Annotated in this window: 22 protein-coding genes; 10 read left to right on the forward strand and 12 right to left on the reverse strand. The window is 63.1% G+C overall.

All coding sequences use genetic code 11. The features are described from left to right. Positions 1-37: 37 nt before the first annotated feature. From NKH31_RS16725 to NKH31_RS16740, 4 genes are all read right to left on the reverse strand, one after another. Positions 38-1444, reverse strand: a complete 1407-nt coding sequence (locus tag NKH31_RS16725; RefSeq protein WP_254862924.1) for a class II fumarate hydratase — start codon at positions 1442-1444, stop codon at positions 38-40. A 93-nt stretch (positions 1445-1537) separates the two neighbouring features. Continuing rightward, entirely contained in the window at positions 1538-3268 is a 1731-nt protein-coding gene (locus NKH31_RS16730; protein WP_254862925.1) for a PH domain-containing protein, read from the reverse strand. Next, positions 3265-3726 carry a PH domain-containing protein gene (locus NKH31_RS16735; protein WP_254862926.1) on the reverse strand — a complete coding sequence of 154 codons (462 nt, stop codon included), beginning with the start codon at positions 3724-3726 and terminating at the stop codon, positions 3265-3267. The genes NKH31_RS16730 and NKH31_RS16735 overlap by 4 nt, the downstream gene beginning before the upstream one ends. Before the next feature lie 118 nt (positions 3727-3844). After that, positions 3845-4090, reverse strand: a complete 246-nt coding sequence (locus NKH31_RS16740) for a BolA family protein (protein ID WP_254862927.1) — start codon at positions 4088-4090, stop codon at positions 3845-3847. A 128-nt stretch (positions 4091-4218) separates the two neighbouring features. On the opposite strand from NKH31_RS16740, the gene msrA reads away from it, so the two are divergent. The 4 genes from msrA (at position 4219) to NKH31_RS16760 (ending at position 7437) form a co-directional block, all read left to right on the forward strand. Next, positions 4219-4746 (forward strand): peptide-methionine (S)-S-oxide reductase MsrA, encoded by a 528-nt coding sequence (gene msrA, locus NKH31_RS16745; protein WP_254862928.1) that lies wholly within the window; start codon positions 4219-4221, stop codon positions 4744-4746. Positions 4747-4799: 53 nt separating this feature from the next. Further along, on the forward strand, positions 4800-5777 hold the full coding sequence (locus NKH31_RS16750) for an MBL fold metallo-hydrolase (RefSeq protein WP_254862929.1): 978 nt from the start codon (positions 4800-4802) through the stop codon (positions 5775-5777). 98 nt (positions 5778-5875) lie between these two features. Then, complete coding sequence (locus tag NKH31_RS16755; RefSeq protein WP_254862930.1) at positions 5876-7030, forward strand: thiolase family protein; 1155 nt, start codon at positions 5876-5878, stop codon at positions 7028-7030. After that, on the forward strand, positions 7030-7437 hold the full coding sequence (locus tag NKH31_RS16760; RefSeq protein ID WP_254862931.1) for an OB-fold domain-containing protein: 408 nt from the start codon (positions 7030-7032) through the stop codon (positions 7435-7437). The genes NKH31_RS16755 and NKH31_RS16760 overlap by 1 nt, the downstream gene beginning before the upstream one ends. 38 nt (positions 7438-7475) lie before the next feature. Here NKH31_RS16760 and NKH31_RS16765 read toward each other — a convergent pair whose 3' ends face one another. Continuing rightward, positions 7476-8255 carry a DUF7547 family protein gene (locus NKH31_RS16765; protein WP_254862932.1) on the reverse strand — a complete coding sequence of 260 codons (780 nt, stop codon included), beginning with the start codon at positions 8253-8255 and terminating at the stop codon, positions 7476-7478. Positions 8256-8451: 196 nt separating this feature from the next. Here NKH31_RS16765 and NKH31_RS16770 point away from each other — a divergent pair, with 196 nt between their 5' ends. Both NKH31_RS16770 and NKH31_RS16775 read left to right on the forward strand, forming a co-directional pair. Next, positions 8452-9105, forward strand: coding sequence for a DUF7504 family protein (locus NKH31_RS16770; RefSeq protein WP_254862933.1), 654 nt, complete (start codon positions 8452-8454; stop codon positions 9103-9105). Positions 9106-9183: 78 nt separating this feature from the next. Further along, positions 9184-9963, forward strand: coding sequence for a M14 family metallopeptidase (locus tag NKH31_RS16775; RefSeq protein WP_254862934.1), 780 nt, complete (start codon positions 9184-9186; stop codon positions 9961-9963). Between the two features lie 121 nt (positions 9964-10084). Here the strand turns inward: NKH31_RS16775 and NKH31_RS16780 are convergent, their stop codons facing one another. Then, a complete protein-coding gene (locus NKH31_RS16780) occupies positions 10085-11296 on the reverse strand; it encodes an aminotransferase class I/II-fold pyridoxal phosphate-dependent enzyme (protein ID WP_254862935.1) in 1212 nt (403 codons plus the stop codon). Between the two features lie 175 nt (positions 11297-11471). Here NKH31_RS16780 and dpsA point away from each other — a divergent pair, with 175 nt between their 5' ends. Next, positions 11472-12017 (forward strand): DNA starvation/stationary phase protection protein DpsA, encoded by a 546-nt coding sequence (gene dpsA / locus NKH31_RS16785; RefSeq protein WP_254862936.1) that lies wholly within the window; start codon positions 11472-11474, stop codon positions 12015-12017. Positions 12018-12137: 120 nt separating this feature from the next. On the opposite strand, the gene NKH31_RS16790 is transcribed toward dpsA, so the two are convergent. After that, on the reverse strand, positions 12138-12299 hold the full coding sequence (locus NKH31_RS16790; protein ID WP_254862937.1) for a hypothetical protein: 162 nt from the start codon (positions 12297-12299) through the stop codon (positions 12138-12140). A gap of 121 nt (positions 12300-12420) precedes the next feature. Here NKH31_RS16790 and NKH31_RS16795 point away from each other — a divergent pair, with 121 nt between their 5' ends. Further along, positions 12421-12933 (forward strand): macro domain-containing protein, encoded by a 513-nt coding sequence (locus tag NKH31_RS16795; protein ID WP_254862938.1) that lies wholly within the window; start codon positions 12421-12423, stop codon positions 12931-12933. Positions 12934-12958: 25 nt separating this feature from the next. Here the strand turns inward: NKH31_RS16795 and purM are convergent, their stop codons facing one another. The 3 genes from purM to NKH31_RS16810 all read right to left on the reverse strand — a co-directional run bounded on the left by purM (position 12959) and on the right by NKH31_RS16810 (position 16431). Continuing rightward, positions 12959-13936 carry a phosphoribosylformylglycinamidine cyclo-ligase gene (purM, locus tag NKH31_RS16800; RefSeq protein WP_254862939.1) on the reverse strand — a complete coding sequence of 326 codons (978 nt, stop codon included), beginning with the start codon at positions 13934-13936 and terminating at the stop codon, positions 12959-12961. A 90-nt stretch (positions 13937-14026) separates the two neighbouring features. Next, complete coding sequence (locus NKH31_RS16805) at positions 14027-14668, reverse strand: zinc metalloprotease (RefSeq protein ID WP_254862940.1); 642 nt, start codon at positions 14666-14668, stop codon at positions 14027-14029. Beyond that, positions 14665-16431: a TraB/GumN family protein gene (locus tag NKH31_RS16810; RefSeq protein WP_254862941.1), complete on the reverse strand. Its 1767-nt coding sequence runs from the start codon at positions 16429-16431 to the stop codon at positions 14665-14667. Before NKH31_RS16810 ends, NKH31_RS16805 begins: the two co-directional genes overlap by 4 nt. 122 nt (positions 16432-16553) lie before the next feature. Between NKH31_RS16810 and NKH31_RS16815 the strand changes: the two genes are divergently transcribed. Further along, positions 16554-16997, forward strand: coding sequence for an acyl-CoA thioesterase (locus NKH31_RS16815; RefSeq protein ID WP_254862942.1), 444 nt, complete (start codon positions 16554-16556; stop codon positions 16995-16997). A gap of 109 nt (positions 16998-17106) precedes the next feature. Further along, a complete protein-coding gene (locus tag NKH31_RS16820; protein ID WP_254862943.1) occupies positions 17107-17571 on the forward strand; it encodes a DUF7992 family protein in 465 nt (154 codons plus the stop codon). A 32-nt stretch (positions 17572-17603) separates the two neighbouring features. Here NKH31_RS16820 and NKH31_RS16825 read toward each other — a convergent pair whose 3' ends face one another. Together NKH31_RS16825 and NKH31_RS16830 are read right to left on the reverse strand one after the other, a co-directional pair. After that, on the reverse strand, positions 17604-18158 hold the full coding sequence (locus tag NKH31_RS16825; RefSeq protein ID WP_254862944.1) for a class I SAM-dependent methyltransferase: 555 nt from the start codon (positions 18156-18158) through the stop codon (positions 17604-17606). 221 nt (positions 18159-18379) lie between these two features. Beyond that, a complete protein-coding gene (locus tag NKH31_RS16830; RefSeq protein ID WP_254862945.1) occupies positions 18380-20272 on the reverse strand; it encodes a PGF-CTERM sorting domain-containing protein in 1893 nt (630 codons plus the stop codon). Between the last annotated feature and the right edge of the window lie 210 nt (positions 20273-20482).

The following is a 20482-nucleotide window of genomic DNA, read 5'->3' on the forward strand; positions in this document are numbered from 1 at the left end:
GTCCAGTCGCCGTCGACCGTCTCTCCGTTCGCGGCGGTTACTCGTCGCCGAGGATACCGCGTTCGGTCATCTTCGCGGGATCGAGCACCGCGTCGGCTTCCGCCTCGTCGAGGTAGCCCTTTTCGAGTGCGACCTCGCGAACCGTCTTGCCTTCCTTCAGGGCCGTCTTCGCGACATCGCTCGCCTTGTCGTAGCCGATGTGAACGTTGAGTGAGGTGGCGAGCGCCATCGACTGTTGGACCTGCGTCTCACAGTGTTCGCGGTTCGCTTCGATCGGATCGACGAACCGCGAGGCGAACACCTCGCTCGCGTTCGCGATCAGCTCGGCCGACTGCAGGAAGTTGTGCGCGAGGACCGGCTTGTAGAGGTTGAGATCGAGCTGGCCGTCCGCGGCGCCGTTGGCGACGGCCGCGTCGTTTCCGACCACCTGCGTGTGAACCTGGTTGACCGCCTCGGCGACGACGGGATTTATCTTACCGGGCATGATCGACGATCCCGGCTGATTCTCCGGCTGTTCGAGTTCGCCGAGCCCGTTTCGCGGCCCGGAAGCGAGCAGGCGGAGGTCGTTCGCGATCTTGTTGAGCGAGCCGGCGACGGTTCGCAACGCCCCGTGTGCCTCCGCCATCGCGTCGTGGGCCGCCTGCGCCTCGAAGTGGTCGTCAGCCTCGCGGAACTGAACGCCCGTCTCCTTCGTGATGTACTCGGCAGCCCGACCGGGGAACTCGGGGTGCGTGTTCAATCCCGTACCGGTCGCGGTTCCGCCCAGGGCGAGTTCGGCGAGGTGTTCTCTCGCCTTGTCGACTCTGACGAGTCCCTTCGCGATCTGCGTTCGGTAGCCGCCGAACTCCTGACCCAGCGTGACCGGCGTCGCGTCCTGAAGGTGCGTCCGGCCGGTTTTCACGACGTCCGAAAACTCCGCTTCTTTGGCCTCAAGCGACTTTCTGAGCGTCTCTAACGCCGGCGTGACGTCCTTTTCGATCGCTTCGAGGCTCGCGACGTGCATCGCCGTCGGGATCACGTCGTTCGACGACTGGCCGAAGTTGACGTGGTCGTTCGGGTGGACGACGCGGTCGCCGATCGCCGCCCCCATCAGCTCGGCCGCCCGGTTGGCGATCACCTCGTTCGCGTTCATGTTCGACGAGGTGCCAGAGCCCGTCTGGAAGACGTCGACCGGGAACTGATCGTCGTGCTCGCCGGCGATGACCTCGTCGGCGGCTTCGACGATCGCCTCGGCGACCTCGTCGTCGACGAGTCCCAGGTCGCGATTCGCTTGCGCGGCCGCCTTCTTGACGACGCCGAGGGCGCGGACGAACCGCCGGCCGAACGTGATTCCCGAAATCGGGAAGTTCTCCACCGCGCGCTGGGTCTGTGCACCCCAGTACGCGTCGGCGGGCACCGCCATCTCGCCGAGACTGTCCGCTTCGGTCCGGGTCTCTTCTGCCATGGTCGGCGATTTCCCGCGCGCGAGGTAAAAGCCACCGGAACCGCCTCGTGGAAACCGTCGCACGCGCTCGGTTGATCCGGGAGAGTCAGGCGGTCACAGCCGTTCGCCGGGTATCGAGTCGTCCTCGCCGCGTTCGGCGAGGGCGACCTGCAACCGCTCTCGCGTCGTCTCGTGAATCGACCGGGAAACGGCGAGGTCGATGTCGTGAATCGTTGGCGTCGACCAGAAGAACGTCCGCGAACTCGCCGTGTCGACGACGAGCGAGGCGAGACCGAGTCGACGTTGGAAGATCGACCGGCGGGTAGAGACCGTCTGGACGCGATAGTACGGAATAACGGTCGTCCGTCGTTGCCAAAAGCCCTCTCTGATCACGAGGTGGTCCTCGCCGACGTAGTAGCCGAGGTGTTTCCACTTGAGGTGGGCCGCCGGGGGAACGAAGACGTAGAGCGCGGCGACGAGCCACCACGATTGGAACTGATCGACGACGACCGACGTCACCGCAGCCAGCACGAGCAACACCGTCACGACGATGGTGAATCGAGCGAGGTAGCGCCGTCGCGCCACGGTCGTCGGACGCTCGAACGTCGGCGGTTCGATCTCGGTGAGCCGTTCGGTGAACTGGTGAACGCGCGGTAGGCGAGCCAGCGGAACCGCAGACTGGCTGCCGCCGTTGCTATCCGGGCCGTAGCCGGCCGTCTCGACCCAGAGCCCGGCGTACTCGATGTAGCGCTGGATCGGGTTGTCGGAGATCGTCACCGACTGGACTTTCTCCAGCGGGATCGAACCGGAGTAGCGCTGTAACAGGCCGCGTTCGTAAACCAGGTCGTCTCCCGCCTTTCCGAGTCGAAACCCGTAGTACGAGACGAACGAGTAGAGGACGCTCAACAGGTACGTGATCGCGACCGCGTGGACCATCGAGACGGCAGAAAGAACGAGGTAACTGCTCGTCGTCCCGGCACCGATCGTTTCCGGCCCGCCGAGCGGCTGAGCGGCGAGCAGGAAGTACCTGAGCAGGGCCTCGCCGCCGAAGAAGAGCAAGAAGCCGGCCGCGGCGAGCGCCGCCGGTCTGAACGACGCGAACGAGTACAGCAGCAACTCCCGCGAGTTCAGCGCGAACAGTTTCCGGGTTCGGTAGCCGGTGTCGAACGCCGCGTCGGATTCCCGACGCGCGTCGTCCGGTCTCACCGGGTCAGCATCGGGCGAACCGGGTCGATCGTACGCTCGCGTCGGGTCGTCCGGAGAGACGTCCGCGTCGGCCGGACCGTCGGGACCCTTGACCGATCGTTCCACCTCGCGATCGGTTTCGGCCTCTCTCGCCGGTTCAGACGACTCGACACCCGCTTCCGAATCGCGAGACCGGGCCGCTTTCCGGTTGTTCGTCGCGGTCGCCGTTCGCTTCCTGATGTCGTGTTGTAACGTCGCCGCTTCGTCCTCGCTGACGAAGTTGAGCGAGCCCTCCGATCCGCCGCCACCGGCCGTCTCGATCGTGACGGTCGCGAATCCGAGCAGTTGAAAGAGAACGCCCTGTCGGATGTCGACGTTCTGGATGCGACGATACGGAATTTCGCGCGACCGCCGCGAGATGACGCCGGAGGCGATGTCGAACGTATCGTCTCGGAGTTCGTAGCCGAATCGGTAGTAGTAGGCGACGCCGTAGGCCGCGCCCAGGAAGAAACCGATCGCGGCGGCGAAGATGGGCAGGCCGGTGAACGGGACGTCGATCGCGCCCCCGACTATCGAAGTGAGAAAGAAGAGGATGAAAAGTCCCGCGACGCCGCGATTGAGCGCGAGAAAGACCGCACTCAGTGGGTGGAGTCGATTCATACGGCGTCTTCCGTCTCGCTCTCGACGGCCAGTTCTCGGAGCGTGTCCTGGAGTTTTCGCGCACGTTCCGGTCGCAATCCGGGAACTCTGACGTCGGCGTTTCGCGATCCGGCGGTGTAGACGACGACCGACGAGAGCCCGAGGGCGCGTTCGAGCGGGCCGAACTGCGTGTCGACGTGCTGGACGCGAACGAACGGGACGGCCGTCTCGACGAACGTGATCACGCCTCGTTCCAAGTAGAGCGCGTCGGGCTGTATCTCGAATCGCCACACCTGGTAGCGGCGAAACCCGTACACCGCGCCGAGAAGCGACACGACCAGCACCGCCCCGCCGAGTGCCTCCGCGGGGACGTCGTACAGCCATCGATCGACGGCCAGCAGGACGAACGCGGCCACGGCACCCCAGAGGAGTCCGGAGACGATCCAGAGAATACGGGTCCGGGCGTGTAAGGATTCCATAGTCGCCACATTTGATGCACGAACGATAAAAGTGTAGCATTTAGCCGAATCGACCGACCGGACCTACCACGAGGTTTCCACCGGAGCTAACCGCGTCGACGGATTGAATCGTGCGAGCTTACGCGTCGTACTCGTCGGGCGTGTACGTCGAGAGTTCGAGTGCGTGGATGTCGGTCGTCATGTGGTCGCCGAGGGCGTCGTAGACGAGTTTGTGCTGGTCGACGAGGGTCTTCCCGTCGAACGCCGGCGAGACGACGGTTGCGGCGAGGTGATCGTCGTCGTGCTCGTCGCGTGCGCGACGGACCGTCGCGTCGGCGTCTTCGATCGCCGCTTCGATCAGCCGCTCGACCGCGTTGGGATCCATACGCGAACAATCGGCCGGTCGGACAAAAAGGACGACGGTTTCGCGCGTCGACTCGCCGGTCAACAGAACTCGAGGGACAGATCCTCCGGACCCGTCACGCCTTTGGTCGGTGACGACGCAGTTCCGGTATGGAACGCGCAACCTTCGGCGGCGGCTGCTTCTGGTGCATCGAAGCGGCGTTCGAACTGGTTCCGGGCGTCGAATCGGTCACGTCGGGGTACGCCGGCGGTCACGCCGACGATCCGACCTACGAGGACGTCTGCAACGAGACCACCGGCCACGCCGAGGTCGTACAGCTCGAGTACGATCCGACCGCCGTCAGCTACGCCGATCTGCTCGAAACGTTCGTCACGATCCACGACCCAACCCAGCGCAACCGGCAGGGGCCGGACGTCGGCACCCAGTACCGGTCGATCGTTCTCGTCCACGACGACCGGCAGGAAGAACTCGCCCGAGCGTTCTTCGACGAACTCGACGAGGCGTACGACGACGAGGTCGTCACCGAAATCGAACCGCTCGAGACGTTCTACGAGGCAGAAGCCTACCACCAGAACTACTTCGAGAAGAATCCGAACGACGCCTACTGTCAACACCACGCGTCGCCGAAGATCGAGCGCGTCCGGAAACGGTTCGAGGATCGAATCGAAGCGGAGTAGACGCGGTCGCCGGATCCAACAACGCTACGTGAAACGGCCGCATCTTCTCCACCGTGAACGTACATTCGATCGAGCTCGGAAATCACGAGTTCGAAGGAGAGAACAACGCGTACCTCCTCGAGTCCGGGGACGAGACGGCGCTGATCGATACGGGTATCCATCGACCCGATATCGACGCCCAGTTGCGGGATGGACTCGCCGATCTCGGTCGGTCGGTTTCGGATCTCGACGACATCCTACTCACGCACCACCACATGGATCACAGCGGACTCGCCGGGGCGCTCGCCGCCGAAAGCGGGGCGAGCGTCTACGTCCACGAGATCGACGCGCCGCTGGTCCGTCGGGACGAGGATGCTATCGAGGCGTACGACTCCCTTCAGGAACGACGATTCGAAGAGTGGGAGATGCCCGAACCGAAGCGCAGGGAGTTACGCGAATTCTTCGCACAGAATCCACCGGTCGATCCGCCAGAGACGGTCACTGAAGTTACCAGCGGAGACGTGATCAACGTCGGCCAGATCCAGCTCACCGTCAGACACGCGCCGGGCCACACCGCCGGCCACTGTCTTTACGAGTTCGACCGCGACGACACGCTAGAAGCGTTCGTCGGTGACGTCGTACTCCCCGTCTACACGCCGAACGTGGGCGGGGCGGACCTTCGACTCGACGGGGCGCTCGCTCGCTATCTGGAATCGCTCTCCGCGATCGTAGACAGCGGCTACGGTCGACTATGGCCCGGCCACCGGAACGTCATCGACGCGCCGGCCGAGCGGGCGACGACGATCATCGAACACCATCGCGATCGAACCGAAAACGTACTCGCCGTGCTCGACGACGAGAGCCCGATGAGCGCCTGGGACGTGAGCGCGGATCTGTTCGGCTCGCTGGAGGGTATTCACATCCTCCACGGTCCGGGCGAGGCGTATTCGCACCTCGAACACCTCGTCCATCACGACGTCGTCGACCGAACGGACGGTCGGTACCGCCTGGCCGATCGGGCGATCGATCTGGAGGACGTTCTCCGCGTCTAGTCGGAAGAATCGACGAACCGAGCCGGTATTCGGATCGGTAGTCCCGGATTCGTCCGTCAATCCACACCGTTTAACCCGACATTGGACGAGAGTAGGGTATGGAACGCGTCGCGATAATCGGAGCGTCGATGACGAAGTTCGGTTCGCGCGAGGCGTGGATCAGCGAGCTACTGGTCGAGGCCGGACGGGCCGGTCTCGACGACGCCGGCGTCGAGCCATCGCGCGTCGATCACCTCTACGTCTCGAACATGGCGAGCGGAGAACTCGAAGGTCAGACGGGAGTATCGAACGCGCTGGCTCACGATCTGGGCGTCGTTCCGGCCTACACCGAACGCGTCGACCAGACCAGCGCGAGCGGCGGCGCGGGCATCTACGCGGCGTGGCGCTCGATCGCGAGCGGTGCCAGCGAGTGTACGCTGCTGGTCGGCGGCGAGAAGATGACCCACCGATCGACGGCCGAAGCGACCGACGTGATCGCCTCGCTCACCCATCCCGTCGAGTACAAACACGGGGTGACGCTGCCCTCCTTCGCCGGCCTCGTCGCACGGCACTACCTCGACCGGTACGACGTTCCGCGCGAGTCGCTCGCGAAGGTCGCCGCGAAGAATCACCGAAACGGCGTCGATAACCCGAACGCGCAGTTTCGAACGGAAGTCGACGTCGAGACGATCCTCGATTCGCCCATCGTCGCCGACCCGTTGCGACTGTACGACTTTTGTCCGATCACCGATGGTTCGGCCGCGCTCGTCTTCTGTCCGGAATCGGTCGCCACCGAGATCGCAGACGAGTACGTCGTCGTCGCTGGGGTCGACGGGGCAACCGACACGCACGTCGTCCACGAACGCGACGATCCGACCCACATGGCCGCGGTGGCCGCGAGTGGCGACGGGGCGTTCGAGATGAGCGGGTACGGCCCCGAGGACGTCGACGTGGCGGAACTCCACGACATGTTCACCATCCTCGAACTCTTACAGCTAGAGGCGCTCGGCTTCGCCGAGCGGGGAACGGCGTGGGAACTGATCGAGGACGGCGAACTCGACCGGGATACCGGTTCGATCCCGGTCAACCCCTCCGGGGGTCTAAAGTCGAAGGGCCACCCACTTGGGGCGAGCGGGGTTGCCCAGGCCGTCGAGATTTACGAACAGATACTCGGTGACGCGGGGCCGCGGCAGGTTGAGGCGGACGTCGGCCTGTGCTGTAACGTCGGCGGCTTCGGAAACTGCGTGACGACGACGATTCTGGAGGGCGCATAATGACCGACGAGAGCCCTCGAGAGCGGCCGACCTCGCCGCCCGACTCGCTGGAGGCGGTTCGGTACGACGACGGTTCGATCGGCTATCCCGGCCACCCCCTCGGTCCGAACGGGGCCGAACCGGTCGAAACCGTCGACCTGAGCGAGTACACTGCAGAAATCGTTACCTGGACGACGAGTACGGCGACGCCTCCGGGCGTTCGCGAACCGAACACGCTCGCGATCGTCGAATTCGACGTCGACGGCGATTCGGTTCGCGCCATCGGACAGGTAACGACCGACGATGTCGAGATCGGCGAACGCGTCAGACCGGTCTACGCCGAGCAGCTACGCGATCCGAACGCCGCCATCAGGGCCGCAGCGAGTCAGCGCTGGGACGGCTTCCGGTTCGAACCAGTAGAGAACTGAGACGCCACTGGGCCCGGCGCACAGATCGGCGGACTGGCTCACTGCTCGTCGTTTTCGGACTCGTCCGAGTCGCTCGTCGAGTCATCACCGTCGGCGGTTGGTTCGGACGCGTCACCCGGTTCGCCGTCCTCCGTCGGACGTTCCGGCGAATCGTCCGTCTCCGCGTTTCCGGTCGACACGCCGTCATCAACCGTATCGGGCTCCGAAGACGAGTGTTCGGGGTGGTACCGTTCTCTCAGAGTATCGAGTTCGGCTTCGACGTCTACGTCAACCTGATCGCGGCCGCCAGAACGCCCGTCGGTGGGATCGATATCGCTCGACGGGCGCTCGTCGATCTCGATTTCGAACCCGCGGTCGACGTCTGCGGGTTTCGAATCGCCCTCCCGACCAGTGAGTCGTCGCTCGAGGTCTTCGAACAACGACTGGGTTCGGTCGAGCGAGGCCTCGACGCGGTCGTCCTCGTCAGCGGGAAGTTGGCTCCGTAGCTGATCGATCGTCGCCCCGAGTTGGTCGAGAACGGCGTCAGTTCGCTCGGCGGTGGATCGGCGCGACCGACGCGTTGACGTGGACGCTCGGTCGCGGACGCGCTGGTCGTAACGAAGCAATCGCGTCGCCCGCTGAATCGATTCGAGAACCCGAACCTGCGTCTCGAGGATCGCTATGAGTGTCGGAATCGCCACGTCGTCCGTCGCACGTAGCAGTTGCGCTGGCGTCGGCGGCCGAAGTCCCCGTCGGCGATCCGGTTCAGCCGACTCGCCCAGCGCCTCGATCGCCTCGGCGAGTTCGGACAGCGCTTCGGCGAGATCGTCGTCGGACATACTCCATAGATGATTCCCCACGGCCAAAAGTGGGCGGGTAGCCCGATCGAACCGGTCGTTCGGAGCCGAACAGTCCCCGATCCGTCTCGGCTGTGCGATCTTGGTATCAACGTCAGTGCAATTACCATTGGCCAATGCCTATAGATGGTTTTACAACCGCAATCCTTATTTGTAGATACAGTATGTTCCTTATCGAATGGGAAGTGAGCCAGGGGGTGCCACGCCGGAGCGGGCCTCTTTCGTCCAATCGCTCGAGGCGTTAAAGCGGCAGGGGAGCAACGTACTGGTCGTCGGTACGACAGCGGTAAAGCCCCACGATGCGGTGTGCGGCCGATTGATGGGGACCGGTTCGGTCGACTCGCGATCTCGGATCGTCGTCACCACGGATTGGAGTCGCGTCGTATCGGCCGATTGCTGTGGCCCCGAGGCAACGCAGTTTCTGGTCCTCGGAGACGGCGACCGCGCGGAAGAAGAAATTCCAGATAACGCCACCGAAGTGTCCCTTCTCGGGGTGCTCGGAACCACGTTCGTCGAATTGATCAACGACATCGAAGCGGACATGGACCTCGATCCGTCGCAACTTCGCGTCTGCGTCGACTCGGTTTCGGACCTGGTCGAGATGTACGACACCGAGAACGTTTTTCGGCTCTTACACGCCATGACGACGCGAATCAGACAGAGTCGCGGAATGGGACACTACCACCTGCCAATCGACCGGGCGGAAGAAGCCGTCAGTCTGTACGAGCCGCTGTTCGACGCGGTCATTACGCTCAGAACGAACGGCGAACGGATCGAACACCGCTGGGACCTCCGCGACGGAACTGCACAAACAGACTGGATCGACCTGTAAGCCGTGTGCGTTCGACAAATTCACCCTGCACCGGTCGATGGCGAACCCTTCTAACGTCTAGGAGTGGTACGATATCATATGCGAGTCGAACAGCTCGGTACTGGTGACCCGTCGGTCGCGCTCGTCGGAGGGATCCACGGAGACGAACCCTGCGGCGTCAATGCGATCGATCGACTGCTCGAAACGCGACCGGAGGTCATCGAACCCGTCAAATTCGTCGTCGCGAACGAACTGGCCATCGAACAGTCGGTTCGATACGTCGAGGAAGACCTGAACAGGGCGTTTCCCGGTGATCCGGACGGCTCGACACACGAGAGCCGACTCGCCGCACGGCTCGCAGCGGAACTCGAAGGCTGTTACGTCTGCTCGATGCACTCGACGCAAAGCCACGCGAGCCCCTTCGCAGTGGTCGACGGGCTGACGGGGACGGCGAAGACGATCGGGCCACAGCTACCCGTCTCGTCGCTCGTCGAAACGGGCCCGCTCGCTCAGGGGCGACTGTTCACCGGTGCCGAAACGATCGAAGTCGAGTGTGGGCTCCAGGGGACGGAAACGGCGACGGAAAACGCCTATACTCTGGCCCGAGCGTTTCTCACCGCGACCGGCGTCCTCCCGGGTGAGACGAGTCGGCGACCGCTCCCGGTGTTCCGACTGAACGAGATGATCGCGAAGAAACCGGCCGACCGGTACGAACTATTCGTCGACAACTTCGAACGCGTCGAACCCGGACAACCGTTCGCTGCCGCCGACGGCACCGTACAGACGGCCTCGGAGGCGTTTTATCCGGTCCTGATGTCGCCCAACGGCTACGAGAACGTGTTCGGGTACGCCGCACGCCGGATCGACGTCATCGAGTGAACGGACGGACTTTCGCGTAGACCGCGAGAATTTGAGTTCGACCACGGGAGGTACGACCACACGTGTCCGGCGGGAGTAGTCCGATCGTGTGACGAGTAACCCGACGAGACCGGTCGCGACGTCACCGAATCGTCGGATCGGTGGATTCACGAGCCGACGCGAACGCGGTGAGACACTCGACGATGTCGTCCGATCCGTGACTCGCAAGCGGCGTCACCAGCAGCCGATCGGCTGGCTGCGATCGGTCCGGTGGGCCGGCGACTCTGACGAGGACGTTCGAGTCAGAGAGCGCCCGGACGAGACGCCCGGGTTCGCCACGCCCCTCGACGGGCACAGACAGGATCTGTGAATCACCGGAGACGCCGTAGCCGATCGACCGAAGCCCCTCTCGGAGGTGGGTCACGTTATCCCAGAGCTGAGCCCGACACGAACCGTGGCGGGCGACGTGCAACGCTTCACTTGCCGCGGCCGCCGATGGCGGTGAGATCGCACAGAGACGCTCGAAGTCGGACGTGTTGACGATCGTCTCGATCACGTCGGTGCTCGCGGCGACGTAGCCGCCCTGACTCGCGAGCGCCGTCGAGAGCGAGCCGAGCTGTACGTCGACGTCGGACGGGCAATTTTCTGCCTGAACGATCCCGCCTCCATCTGCGTACAGCCCGATCGCGTGCGTTTCGTCCACCGCCGTCCAGGCGCCGTACTCCGACGCGAGCGAGACGAATTCTCTCGGGGAACAGGCCTCCCCGCGTATCGGACAGACGGCCGGGACGACGGCGAGCCAGGATTCGCAACCGTCGGCATCGAGGGCCTCTCGAGCCTGAAATTTCGCTTCCAGCGTGGAAATCTCCGTTTGATCGTATCTGAGAAGCGTCGAACCGACGCGCTGGGCGATCCCCTCGGCAAACCTGGCGCTGAGGTCGTCGACGAACACGGCGTCGGGCTGTAAGCCCGCAATCAGCAGTCGATAGGCGTCGCTCCGGTCCGGAAGCGAGAGCGCTCGTTCGGTCTCTGAAACCTCGGCGAGCGTCCGCTCCAGATCGTGGTGGAGTAACGTATCTCCGAATCGAACGCGACTGGAACAGGCGCCGGTACCAACCGTCCTCGCCGCCCTGGTGGCCGCCTCCTGAATACGGCGATCGTGTGCCAGGCCGAGATAGTTCTCGGATCCGAAGACGAGCGTTTCCGTTCCGTCGAGGACCGGAAGTGATTCGCCGGACGGTTGGGCCCGGTAAACGCGTTCGGCGATACGGTCAGACGGTCTCAATCGATGGGTCTCCCGACCGCTCCGTAGCTCGCGCACCCGTTCGCTGGGGTCGAATCCCCGGTCCACCATCTGAGCGGACCGTGACACTCCCGTGCTATGACTCTCTCGGTTTCCTCGTCCCGACAGTCTGCCAGAAGGAAGTACTCGAAATATGTACGCAAACATCGAACAGATATTCGTAAAATTAGAAAAATTGTTCCGGTTGTGTAATGCTTAAAGGGCTGCATCGCGTACCGTCGAACGTATGAGCACCCAACGAACAGTCAGACAGCCAGCCGACGCTATCGAAGAAAACGGACTCCGGATCGACACGGATCGCGCCGAACAGATCGTCGACGCGCTCAACACCGAACTGGCGAACGCGTACGTCCTCTACCACCAGCTCAAAAAACACCACTGGGTGGTCGAGGGGGCCGAATTCTTGCCGATCCACGAGTTCACCGAAGAGGCGTACGAACACGCCGAGGAAGGAGCGGACGTCATCGCAGAGCGCGCGGGGGCGCTCGGGGGCGTTCCAGTCTCGGGACCGACCGCACTCGAACGTCGCGCAACCATCGAATTCGAGGGAGAAGACGTCTACGACGTCCGAACGATGCTCGAAAACGACCTCGAACGCTACGGAGACGTCATCGAATCGATGCGCGGTAGCATCGAACTCACCGAGAATCTCGGCGATTACGCCACGTCCGAGATCCTCCGTGAGATTCTCGTCGTCTTCGAAGAAGACGCGCACCACTTCGAACACTACCTCGAAGACGACACGCTGGTGCTCGAAGAAGCGACGCACTGAACACGGACCGACGATGGTACGGCCCTCTCGTCGGATACCATCGTACGGCACCAGTTCGGCGGACGACCTTGCAAACCGGTTGTCGACGTGCGGACGGCTGGGAGGTGTGACCGTCGTTGATTACGGCTGGAGTGAAACGCTCACGTCTGTCGCGATCCAGCCGTCGACGTTGTTCCGTTCGGTGAAGACGAACCGGCCGGGTCGCGTCTGGTGACACGAAACGAGTTCTTCTGGCGGCGTTCCTTCGATCACAGGATCCGTCGCTGAGGCGGAGACGTCCATCGGATACCAATATTAGGTGAGCCTAAAAGCATAAGCATTGTGTTCGCCTACCTGCATCAGGTCACGGAAATCCCCTACGCCGAATCGTTTATCTGACGACGGGTTGTTACGATTACCGATTATGGAGATTTCCATCGTCCAGGGAAACATCGCCGAGCAGTCGGCAGACGCCCTCGTCAACGCCGCCGGAACGAGTCTTCGAATGGGCTCCGGTGTGGCCGGGGCCCTCCGACGGAACGCGGGCGGGCCGATCAACGAGGAGGCGATGAAGCAGGGTCCCGTCGACCTGGGCGACGTTGCCGTCACCGACGCCTACGAACTAGACGCCCAGTACGTGATTCACGCAGCGGCGATGCCCCACTACGGTGACGGTAAAGCGACCGAAGAGAGCATCCGTAACGCCACGCGAAACGCTCTCCTCGCGGCGGACGAGCGAGCCTGCGAATCGATCGTCCTGCCCGCCCTGGGTTGCGGAGTCGCCGGCTTCGATCTCGAAACCGGCGCCCAACTCATCGCCGGCGAACTCGACCGATTCGACGCCGAATCGCTGCGAGACGTCCGATTTATCGCCTTCGATGAGAAAGAGTACGAGACTGTACGCGAGGCGACGGCGGACATCCTGGACGCCTACTAGCCGGCGTACGGCGCTCGCCCGAGAGCTATTCGAGTGTCAATCCCCTCACTTCGACCGACGAACCGGCTTCGACGCGCCCGATGACGACGCCGTCGGTTTCGCTCGCGAGTTCCGTCGCCTGATCTTCAGGGAGCGAGAGGACGAACCCGGTTCCCATGTTGAACGTTCGGTGCATCTCCTCGTCCGAGACGGATCCACACTCCTGGACGAACTCGAACACCGGCTGTGCGGGCAGTGGATCGTCGATCACGTACCGGCGCTCGCCCATACGAAGCAGATTCGTCCAGCCACCACCCGTAACGTGGGCGGCCGCATCGACGTCGTAGGCGTGGATGTATTCTACGAGATCCGTGTAAATTCTGGTCGGACGGAGGAGTTCTTCGCCGATCGTCCGCTCGGGAATCGGCGGGAACGGATCGTCGTATCCGTGTTCGCGCGTCACGGCTTCGCGCGCGAGCGTCAACCCGTTCGAGTGGATACCGTTCGACGGAAAGCCGACGAGCGCGTTGCCGACCGCCGCCTCACCTGAGAGTACCTCCTCCGGCTCAGCGAGCCCCGCGCACGTCCCGGCGAGGTCGAATCCGGTCACCACCTCGGGCATAACGGCCGTCTCACCGCCGAGCAGCGTGAGATCGGCGCGTTCGAGGCCGACGGCGAGTCCTCGACCGATCGCTTCGGTCAACTCGTCGTCCGGTTCGTCGATCGCCAGGTAGTCGACGAAGGCGACCGGGGTGACGCCGGCGGCGACGAGATCGTTTACGTTCATCGCGATGCAGTCGATCCCGATCGTCGAGAAGTCGTCGACGGCCTCAGCGACCATCAACTTGGTCCCGACGCCGTCGGTGGCGAGCGCAAGGTACCGGTCGCCGATGTCGAGCAAGCCCGCGTATTCGGTCGTCATGTCGCTTCCGAACGCGGCGAGCAAGGCCGCCGTCGCGTCCTCGCTGGCGTCGATGTCCACCCCCGTCTCCGCGTAGGTGAGTCCCTCTCCTTCGTCGGTCATGTCTGAACGACCTCGGGGATTGGCAAAAAGGTCACCGGTCCGGCGCGACGCGACGTGACTCGCCGGTTCGAACTCGATAGAGAGAGTGACTCAGCGCAATCCGACGAAGAAAATCACGTAGAGCGCCGCCAGGAGGCTCGGGACGAAGACGGCCAGGAACACGCCCGTACTCCACTCCTTGACCGTGTTACCGTCTAACGGACCGTAGGGAATCATGTTGAACGCGGCGAGAAAGACGTTGATCCAGACGCCGAGTCGGCCGATCTCGCCGACGAGTTCGGGCGCGCCCGCGAAATTCGGTGCGAACATGAGCGGCACGAACAGTACGGCGAGCGCGTGATTCGTCAGCGGGCCGGCGAGCGCGACCAGCCCGTTCTGTTTGACGGTGATTCGGCCGCGGTGGTAGACGGCGCCGGGCGCGGCGAAGAGAAACCCGATGAGCGCGCTCATGATCGCGAGAAAGAGCATGTTGTAGTCGGCGCGGAATTCGGCGATCTGCCCGAACCGGATGGCGACCACCTTGTGGGCGAGCTCGTGAAGCAAGAACGCGACGCCGACGGTCACGAAGCTCAGCGCGGTCATCTGCGGCATCGCTGCCACGTCGATACCGCCGGTTCCGGGTTCGCGGGTCAATAATAGTGCGAACGCGATACTCAGGACGATCCACGCGATGGCGAGGTCGACCAGCTCGCGGTCGCTAAACGTGATCTCCGGGCGGGTCGCGTAGCTCACGGTAACAGCCCCCGGAGCAGGTCGAGGCTATTGTTCGCGCCCTGAATCAGTTCGCCGATCAACTCGCTCGGTCCCATCTCGGCGCCGAACGCCGGCAACACCCCGAAGAGGAATAAGAAGGTGGCGATCATACTTCCGATGTTGGTCATGGCGACGATCATGATGAGCCGAAACAGTGGGACCTCTAGCATCTCCGAGAAGAGTTCGCCGAGCGGCCGCTCCGTGTCGTCGATCAGGTCGTTTAGCACCTGAATGTCGCTAACGTTGACCGGCCGGTGGCGAAGCTCCATGTACCCCGCGAACCAGCCCGGGGCGAGCAGCGGATTGATGCTCGTCAGCCAGGCGACGCCGCCGCCGACGCCCGCGCTGGTCCAGCGGGCGCCGGCCAGGCGCGCCAGCGAGAACGCGAAGATGCCGTTGATAAGAAACCACGCGAGAAACAGCTGAAGCAACAGCGTGTCCTGGACCCCGGCCATCAACAACAACCCGAAGAACGCGATGAACCCGACCATCAGCAGGTAGCCGAAGACTTTGGCGATCGAGAATCGACGACCAGAATCCGTCCCGGAGATGTTCTCGATCGAGGGAAGCGTCTCCGGCGATTCGAGATATCGCTCGATTCCCGCACGGTGGCCAGCACCGACGACGGCGACGACGTTGTACCCTTCCGTGCGAAGCGCGTGAAGGCGGTGGGCGATGAACGCGTCGCGCTCGTCGATCAACGCCTGGGCGCCGCCGGGGCTAAAGCGTCGGAACTCCTCCATCATCGCCGACACGACGTCGCCGTCGGTCAGTTCCTCGATATCGATCTCGTCTAAGGACTCTACGTCCTCCTCGGGAGGCGTCATCGCGAGGCCGAAGAGGAGTCCGAGGCTGGCACCGATACCGATTCCCGCGAGCACGCCGATGGTGGCGCGGATCGACAGCGCCCCCGTGCTCTCCAGGGCCCCGGGTGAAATCGGTCCGACGAACGTCTCGGTGACGAGCAGGGCGAACAGCGCACCGATACTGAGAACGACACCGAGTGCGATTCGCAACGAGAAGCCGCCAAGCGGACTCGATTTCGTCACCGCGGAGTCTAACGACGGGATGAACAGGAGTCCGAGAAAAATCCCGGCGACGATACCGATTCCGATCGCGCCGACGTACTGGAGGACGGTTTCGTTCGTGATTCCGAGCGTGAGCGCCCCGTCGAGGCCGAACCACGGTGCGAACAATCCGGCGAACAACAGGCCGAACAGCGCACCGACCGTCGCCCCGAGGGCGAGGCCGACCGTCTTCGGATTCGTCACGCCGAAGGCGAGCCCGCCTATCAGTTTCGCCTTCTCGCCGAACGAGAGGCGCGCCCAGAAGCGCTGCATCGTGACCTGGATGTCCCGGTCGACCAGCGCGACGCCGAGACCGTGTTGCTCGGCCGACTCGATCGCCGCCTTCATGTCCGCTCCGGGCTCGACGTCGAATCGCTCGCCGAGGCGAGACTGGACGTACGATAGCATCCAGTAGGCGAGAAACTGAAAGACCGTGTTTCCGGAGAGTAAGTCCGCTGCTTCGATATCGTCTGGCGTTCCCCCTTTCAACTGGCGGTACCGACCCTCGTCCAGTTCGACGGCGACGACGTCCGGTCGCACCTCCGCGACCGTTTCGGTAACCTCGTCGACGCTCTCCTGCGAGACGTGTGCCGTGCCGACCACCGTCACCTCGCCGCGGTCTCGATCCGGTGGGTCGGGTGCGGTGGGCACCCCGTCGTCGCGTACGTCACTCATTACTGTCGGTCAACAAGCCCACGACTTTTAGGCGTATCGAACCCTGTCGTCGCCCGAACGAGCCAGGGGTCCCATCGATCAGCATCAACAACATCATTTCAGTAGCCACACATCGTTCACACATGACCAGTCTGATGGAAACGTACATCGAGAATCGCGAACTCGTCCAGCCGAATCACACCAACATGCTCGGGAAGACGCACGGTGGAAACGTCATGAAATGGATGGACGAGGTAGGCGCGATGTCGGCGATGCGTTTCGCCGGCGAGACCTGCGTGACGGCTCGCGTCGACAGCATGAACTTCGAACGGCCGATCAGAGTCGGCGATTCGGCGCTCGTCACGGCCTACGTCTACGACGCGGGAACCACGAGCGTCAAGACGCGAGTGACGGTCGAACGCGAGGATCTGCGTACCGGCGAGAGCGAGTTCACCACGGAGTCGTACTTCGTCTACGTCGCCATCGACGAGGACGAAACGCCGACGCCCGTTCCGGAATTCGACGTCGAAACGGAGCGAGGCGAAGAGCTCCGCGAGCGAGCACTTAGCGGCGAACGATCGGCGTGATCGGCCGACGCTGCATCTGGACGACGGATATTCGCTAGGACCGGCGATCGTCGATGCGACCTGCCGGCCGGTGACAATCCTTATCGGCGAACCGACCGTACCGACCGCTATGTCACTCCCGGTCGAACCGCCGGACCCGCCCGAGCTCGAGTACGTCGACCCGAACGAGTACGACGACGCAACGGTCTCGGGCGGCCCGGACGTCGACTACCGGCGCGAGGAATTGCAGTCGTTTCTCGACGCGGGGGCCTGGGACGAGGCGTTCGAGCGCTGGGTGTCGGAGACCGACATGACCGAAGCGGCGTTCGAGATCGCGATCGACCTCGAGTTATTCTCGCGGTACGACTTCTTCTGGGACGATTTCGCCGATCGCGTCGGTTACCACGCACCCGGTATCCCGGAAGACTGGCGAGAACGAGAGTATCACCCCGACCTCGACTCCTGGGGCACCGTCTCGTCGATCAACGCCGAGTTAACCGAGTTCGGACAGCTGGTGTGTGAACACTTAAAAGAGGAGTACATCGACTGGGAGGCCGAGTACGAACCGCCCGAGGACCTCCCGGATTTCGGCTAACGGGTAGCCGACGACGGCGGGCGCCACCGGGCCTACCGACGAGCGACGAGGTGGAACGTTTCCGGACGCTGGCGTGTCGACTCGGCGGTGAACCCGGCCGCTTCCAGCTGGTCGGTCGCGTCGTCGAGCGAGAACCGTTCGTCGAGCGACGGACCGCTCTCGCCGTCGCCGTCGCGACTCCAGTCGACCGTCACGAGTCTGCCGCCGGGTCCGATCACCCGGGCGAGTTCCTCGAACGAATCGTCGCTCGCGTACTCGTGGTGAGTCATGGTCGAGAACGCGCCGTCTAGCTCGCCGTCGTCGAACGGAAGCGATGCGACTTCCGCCGTCACGAGTTCGACGCCGTCGGGCACCCCGTGTTCTCGGTAGAACTCGTGCATCTCGTCTTGAACGTCGACGGCGTAGAGCGTGCCGACGAACGGCGCCACGTCGTCGGTGTAAAATCCCGTTCCGGATCCGAGATCGGCGACGATCGTCTCCGGCCCCGTAGGTAGCGATTCGAGCAGTTCCTCGCGCGAACAGAACCGGTACCGCGACGGGTCGCGCAACGCTTCTGCGCGCTCTGTCGGAAAGGTGTGAAACCCCATTATCGGTTCACCTGCCAGCGAGGACGTCGGGTGCGCCCCTCCGTTGTGACTTTCATACGTTCGACTCTCCGCCCGGGGACCGGATAGTGTTTACTCACCACGTCGGGCGACGGATCACGGGATCCACTGAGAAACTGCACAGGATCGCCTCCGGGTTGGGCGTGATCGAAAGGAAAGATTCGCGTTCGATCCGTCAGCTGATGCCGTCGAAGGGCGGCCGGCTACGGTCGCGATCTGATCGCGAAGGCGGCAGCGCTGAGTAAGGCGACGAGCGCGACGGCGACGCCGAATCCGGGCATGCCGTCGTCGGCATCATCGGCTTCTGTCTCCTCGTCGGCGGAGACCTGCGTCGAGCCGACCGAGTCGTCGCTATCGGCTTTCTTCTCCTCGTCGTCCTTCGGATCCGGCTTCTCCTCGTCCTTCTTTTCTTCGTCACCGATCGGTCCGCTCTCGTGTGAGATCGCCTCCGCGGATCCGACCTGTACGTTTTCGTTCTCCTGGACGGTCAGCTGCACGGCGGACGCGCTGCCGCCATCTTCGGCGACGGCGATCGCGTTACTGGCTTCGTAGTTCAGCTGGACGATTTCCTGGCTCTGTTCGACCTCGGCGGTCGACCATTGCTCGACGTCGTTGAGCTGATCGGAGCCGCCGTCGTAATCGAACGACGTTCGGTCGGCGTCAGCGAGTTCGTCGCCGCCGAGCGTCAACGCGGTGGTTTCGGTAATTACGAACGTCTCGAAGGAGTGTCCGGCTTCAGGTACTCCGTGGGCGTTCTTCTTGTCGTCGTGGTCTTTCGTTTTGTCATCGTGCTTCTTCGGAATCTCGTCTTCCTCGAAGAAGATGTTCAGCGCGTCGGCGGACGCGACCTGCGCATTGACGTTCTGCTGGTAGGTTAGCTGAATCGCCTGGGCCGTGCTAGCGTTGGTCGCGACGGCCGTCGCGGAGCTGTTGATCAGCATGTTCGCCTGTTCGGCGCTCTGATACTGGAGAACGCTCGCTTCGGCGTACTGATCGACGTCACCGTCTTTCTTCTCACCGTCGTCGTTCTTCTCTTTCGGCTCGTCGTACGCCATCGCATCCTGCGCGACGATCGGTGTTGCGCTCCCGATCGACGCCGTCGCGACGTTCATGCCGGCCGAGTCCATGAGGACGTTGACCGCCTCCGCGGTTCCGAGTTGCTCGTTGATGTTCGACTGATCGGTCATCTGGATCGCCGTCGCCGTCGAATTCTCACCGATGGCGATCGCAACGGCTGCGCCCTCCTGGAAGGCGTTTACCTGATCTGCTTCCTGGACCTGTTCGACCGTCGCATCGGCGGTCTGATCGACGTTCAGATCACCGTCGTGTTTTTTCTTGTGTTTGTCGTGTCCGTCCTTCTTGTCGTCCAGATCGGCCGCGAGAACGTTAGTCGCGCTGGCGTGTCCTTCCTGGAGGTTCAGGTTGTTCTGCTCGGTGAACTGAACGGCGACGGCGTCGCTGTCGTCTTCGGCGAGCGCGAACGCGGTCGCGTTCTGGACGATATTGGCCTGACCAACTTCCTGGCCCTGCGTGACGCTGGCAATAGCGGTCTGACTGGCGGTCACCTCGCCCTTGTCGTCGGCGATGGCCCAGCCGTCGAACGACTGGTCACCGTTGTTGCCGACGACGACGTAAACGTCACCGACGTCCTCGAAGGTCGCTTCGTGACTCGCGGTCGGATGGTTCTCGGCCGTCGCGTAGCCCTCCTGGTCGTTCAGGTTCTGCTGGTCCACTTCCTGGATGGCGATTGCCTGGCCGCCCCCGATGGCGACCGACACGGCTTCACCCTCCTCGACGAGGTTCACCTGGCCGACGTCCTGGTACTGAATTACTTCAGCATCACCGGGCCCAGCGGCGTCAGTTGACGCACCGGCTGGATTATCACTCGCGTGCGCTTCGATGTACTCCTCGAGACTCATATCTCCGAGGTCGGCACCGAACGCAAGGTAGAGATCTTCTCCGTTCTGTAGCGTTTCGAGTGTTTCTGTGTGATCGTCGTCCTCGTCGGCGATGGCGGCCGGCGACGCGACCGCGACCATCGATAGGACGACCATACAAGCGATCAGTATCGTCGTGATTCGTGACTGTGCTGTCATTGGAAGGTTCTCGAACGATGTTCTACGACCCGTGAGGGTCGTTTCTTGCTGAGTCTTCGCGACTCGAACCTCCCTATCCCGATGACTTGCTTTGTTATCTGTCGGTTTCGTCGATGAGTAAAGGAGCTACTTTCCGTTCACGATCAACTACCGATCGATAGGGACGTGCTATCGAAGCAACAACTCTGAATTGACAGAGTGTTCGTTACA

Source organism: Halovivax gelatinilyticus (genome assembly GCF_024300625.1).
Taxonomy (GTDB): domain Archaea; phylum Halobacteriota; class Halobacteria; order Halobacteriales; family Natrialbaceae; genus Halovivax; species Halovivax gelatinilyticus.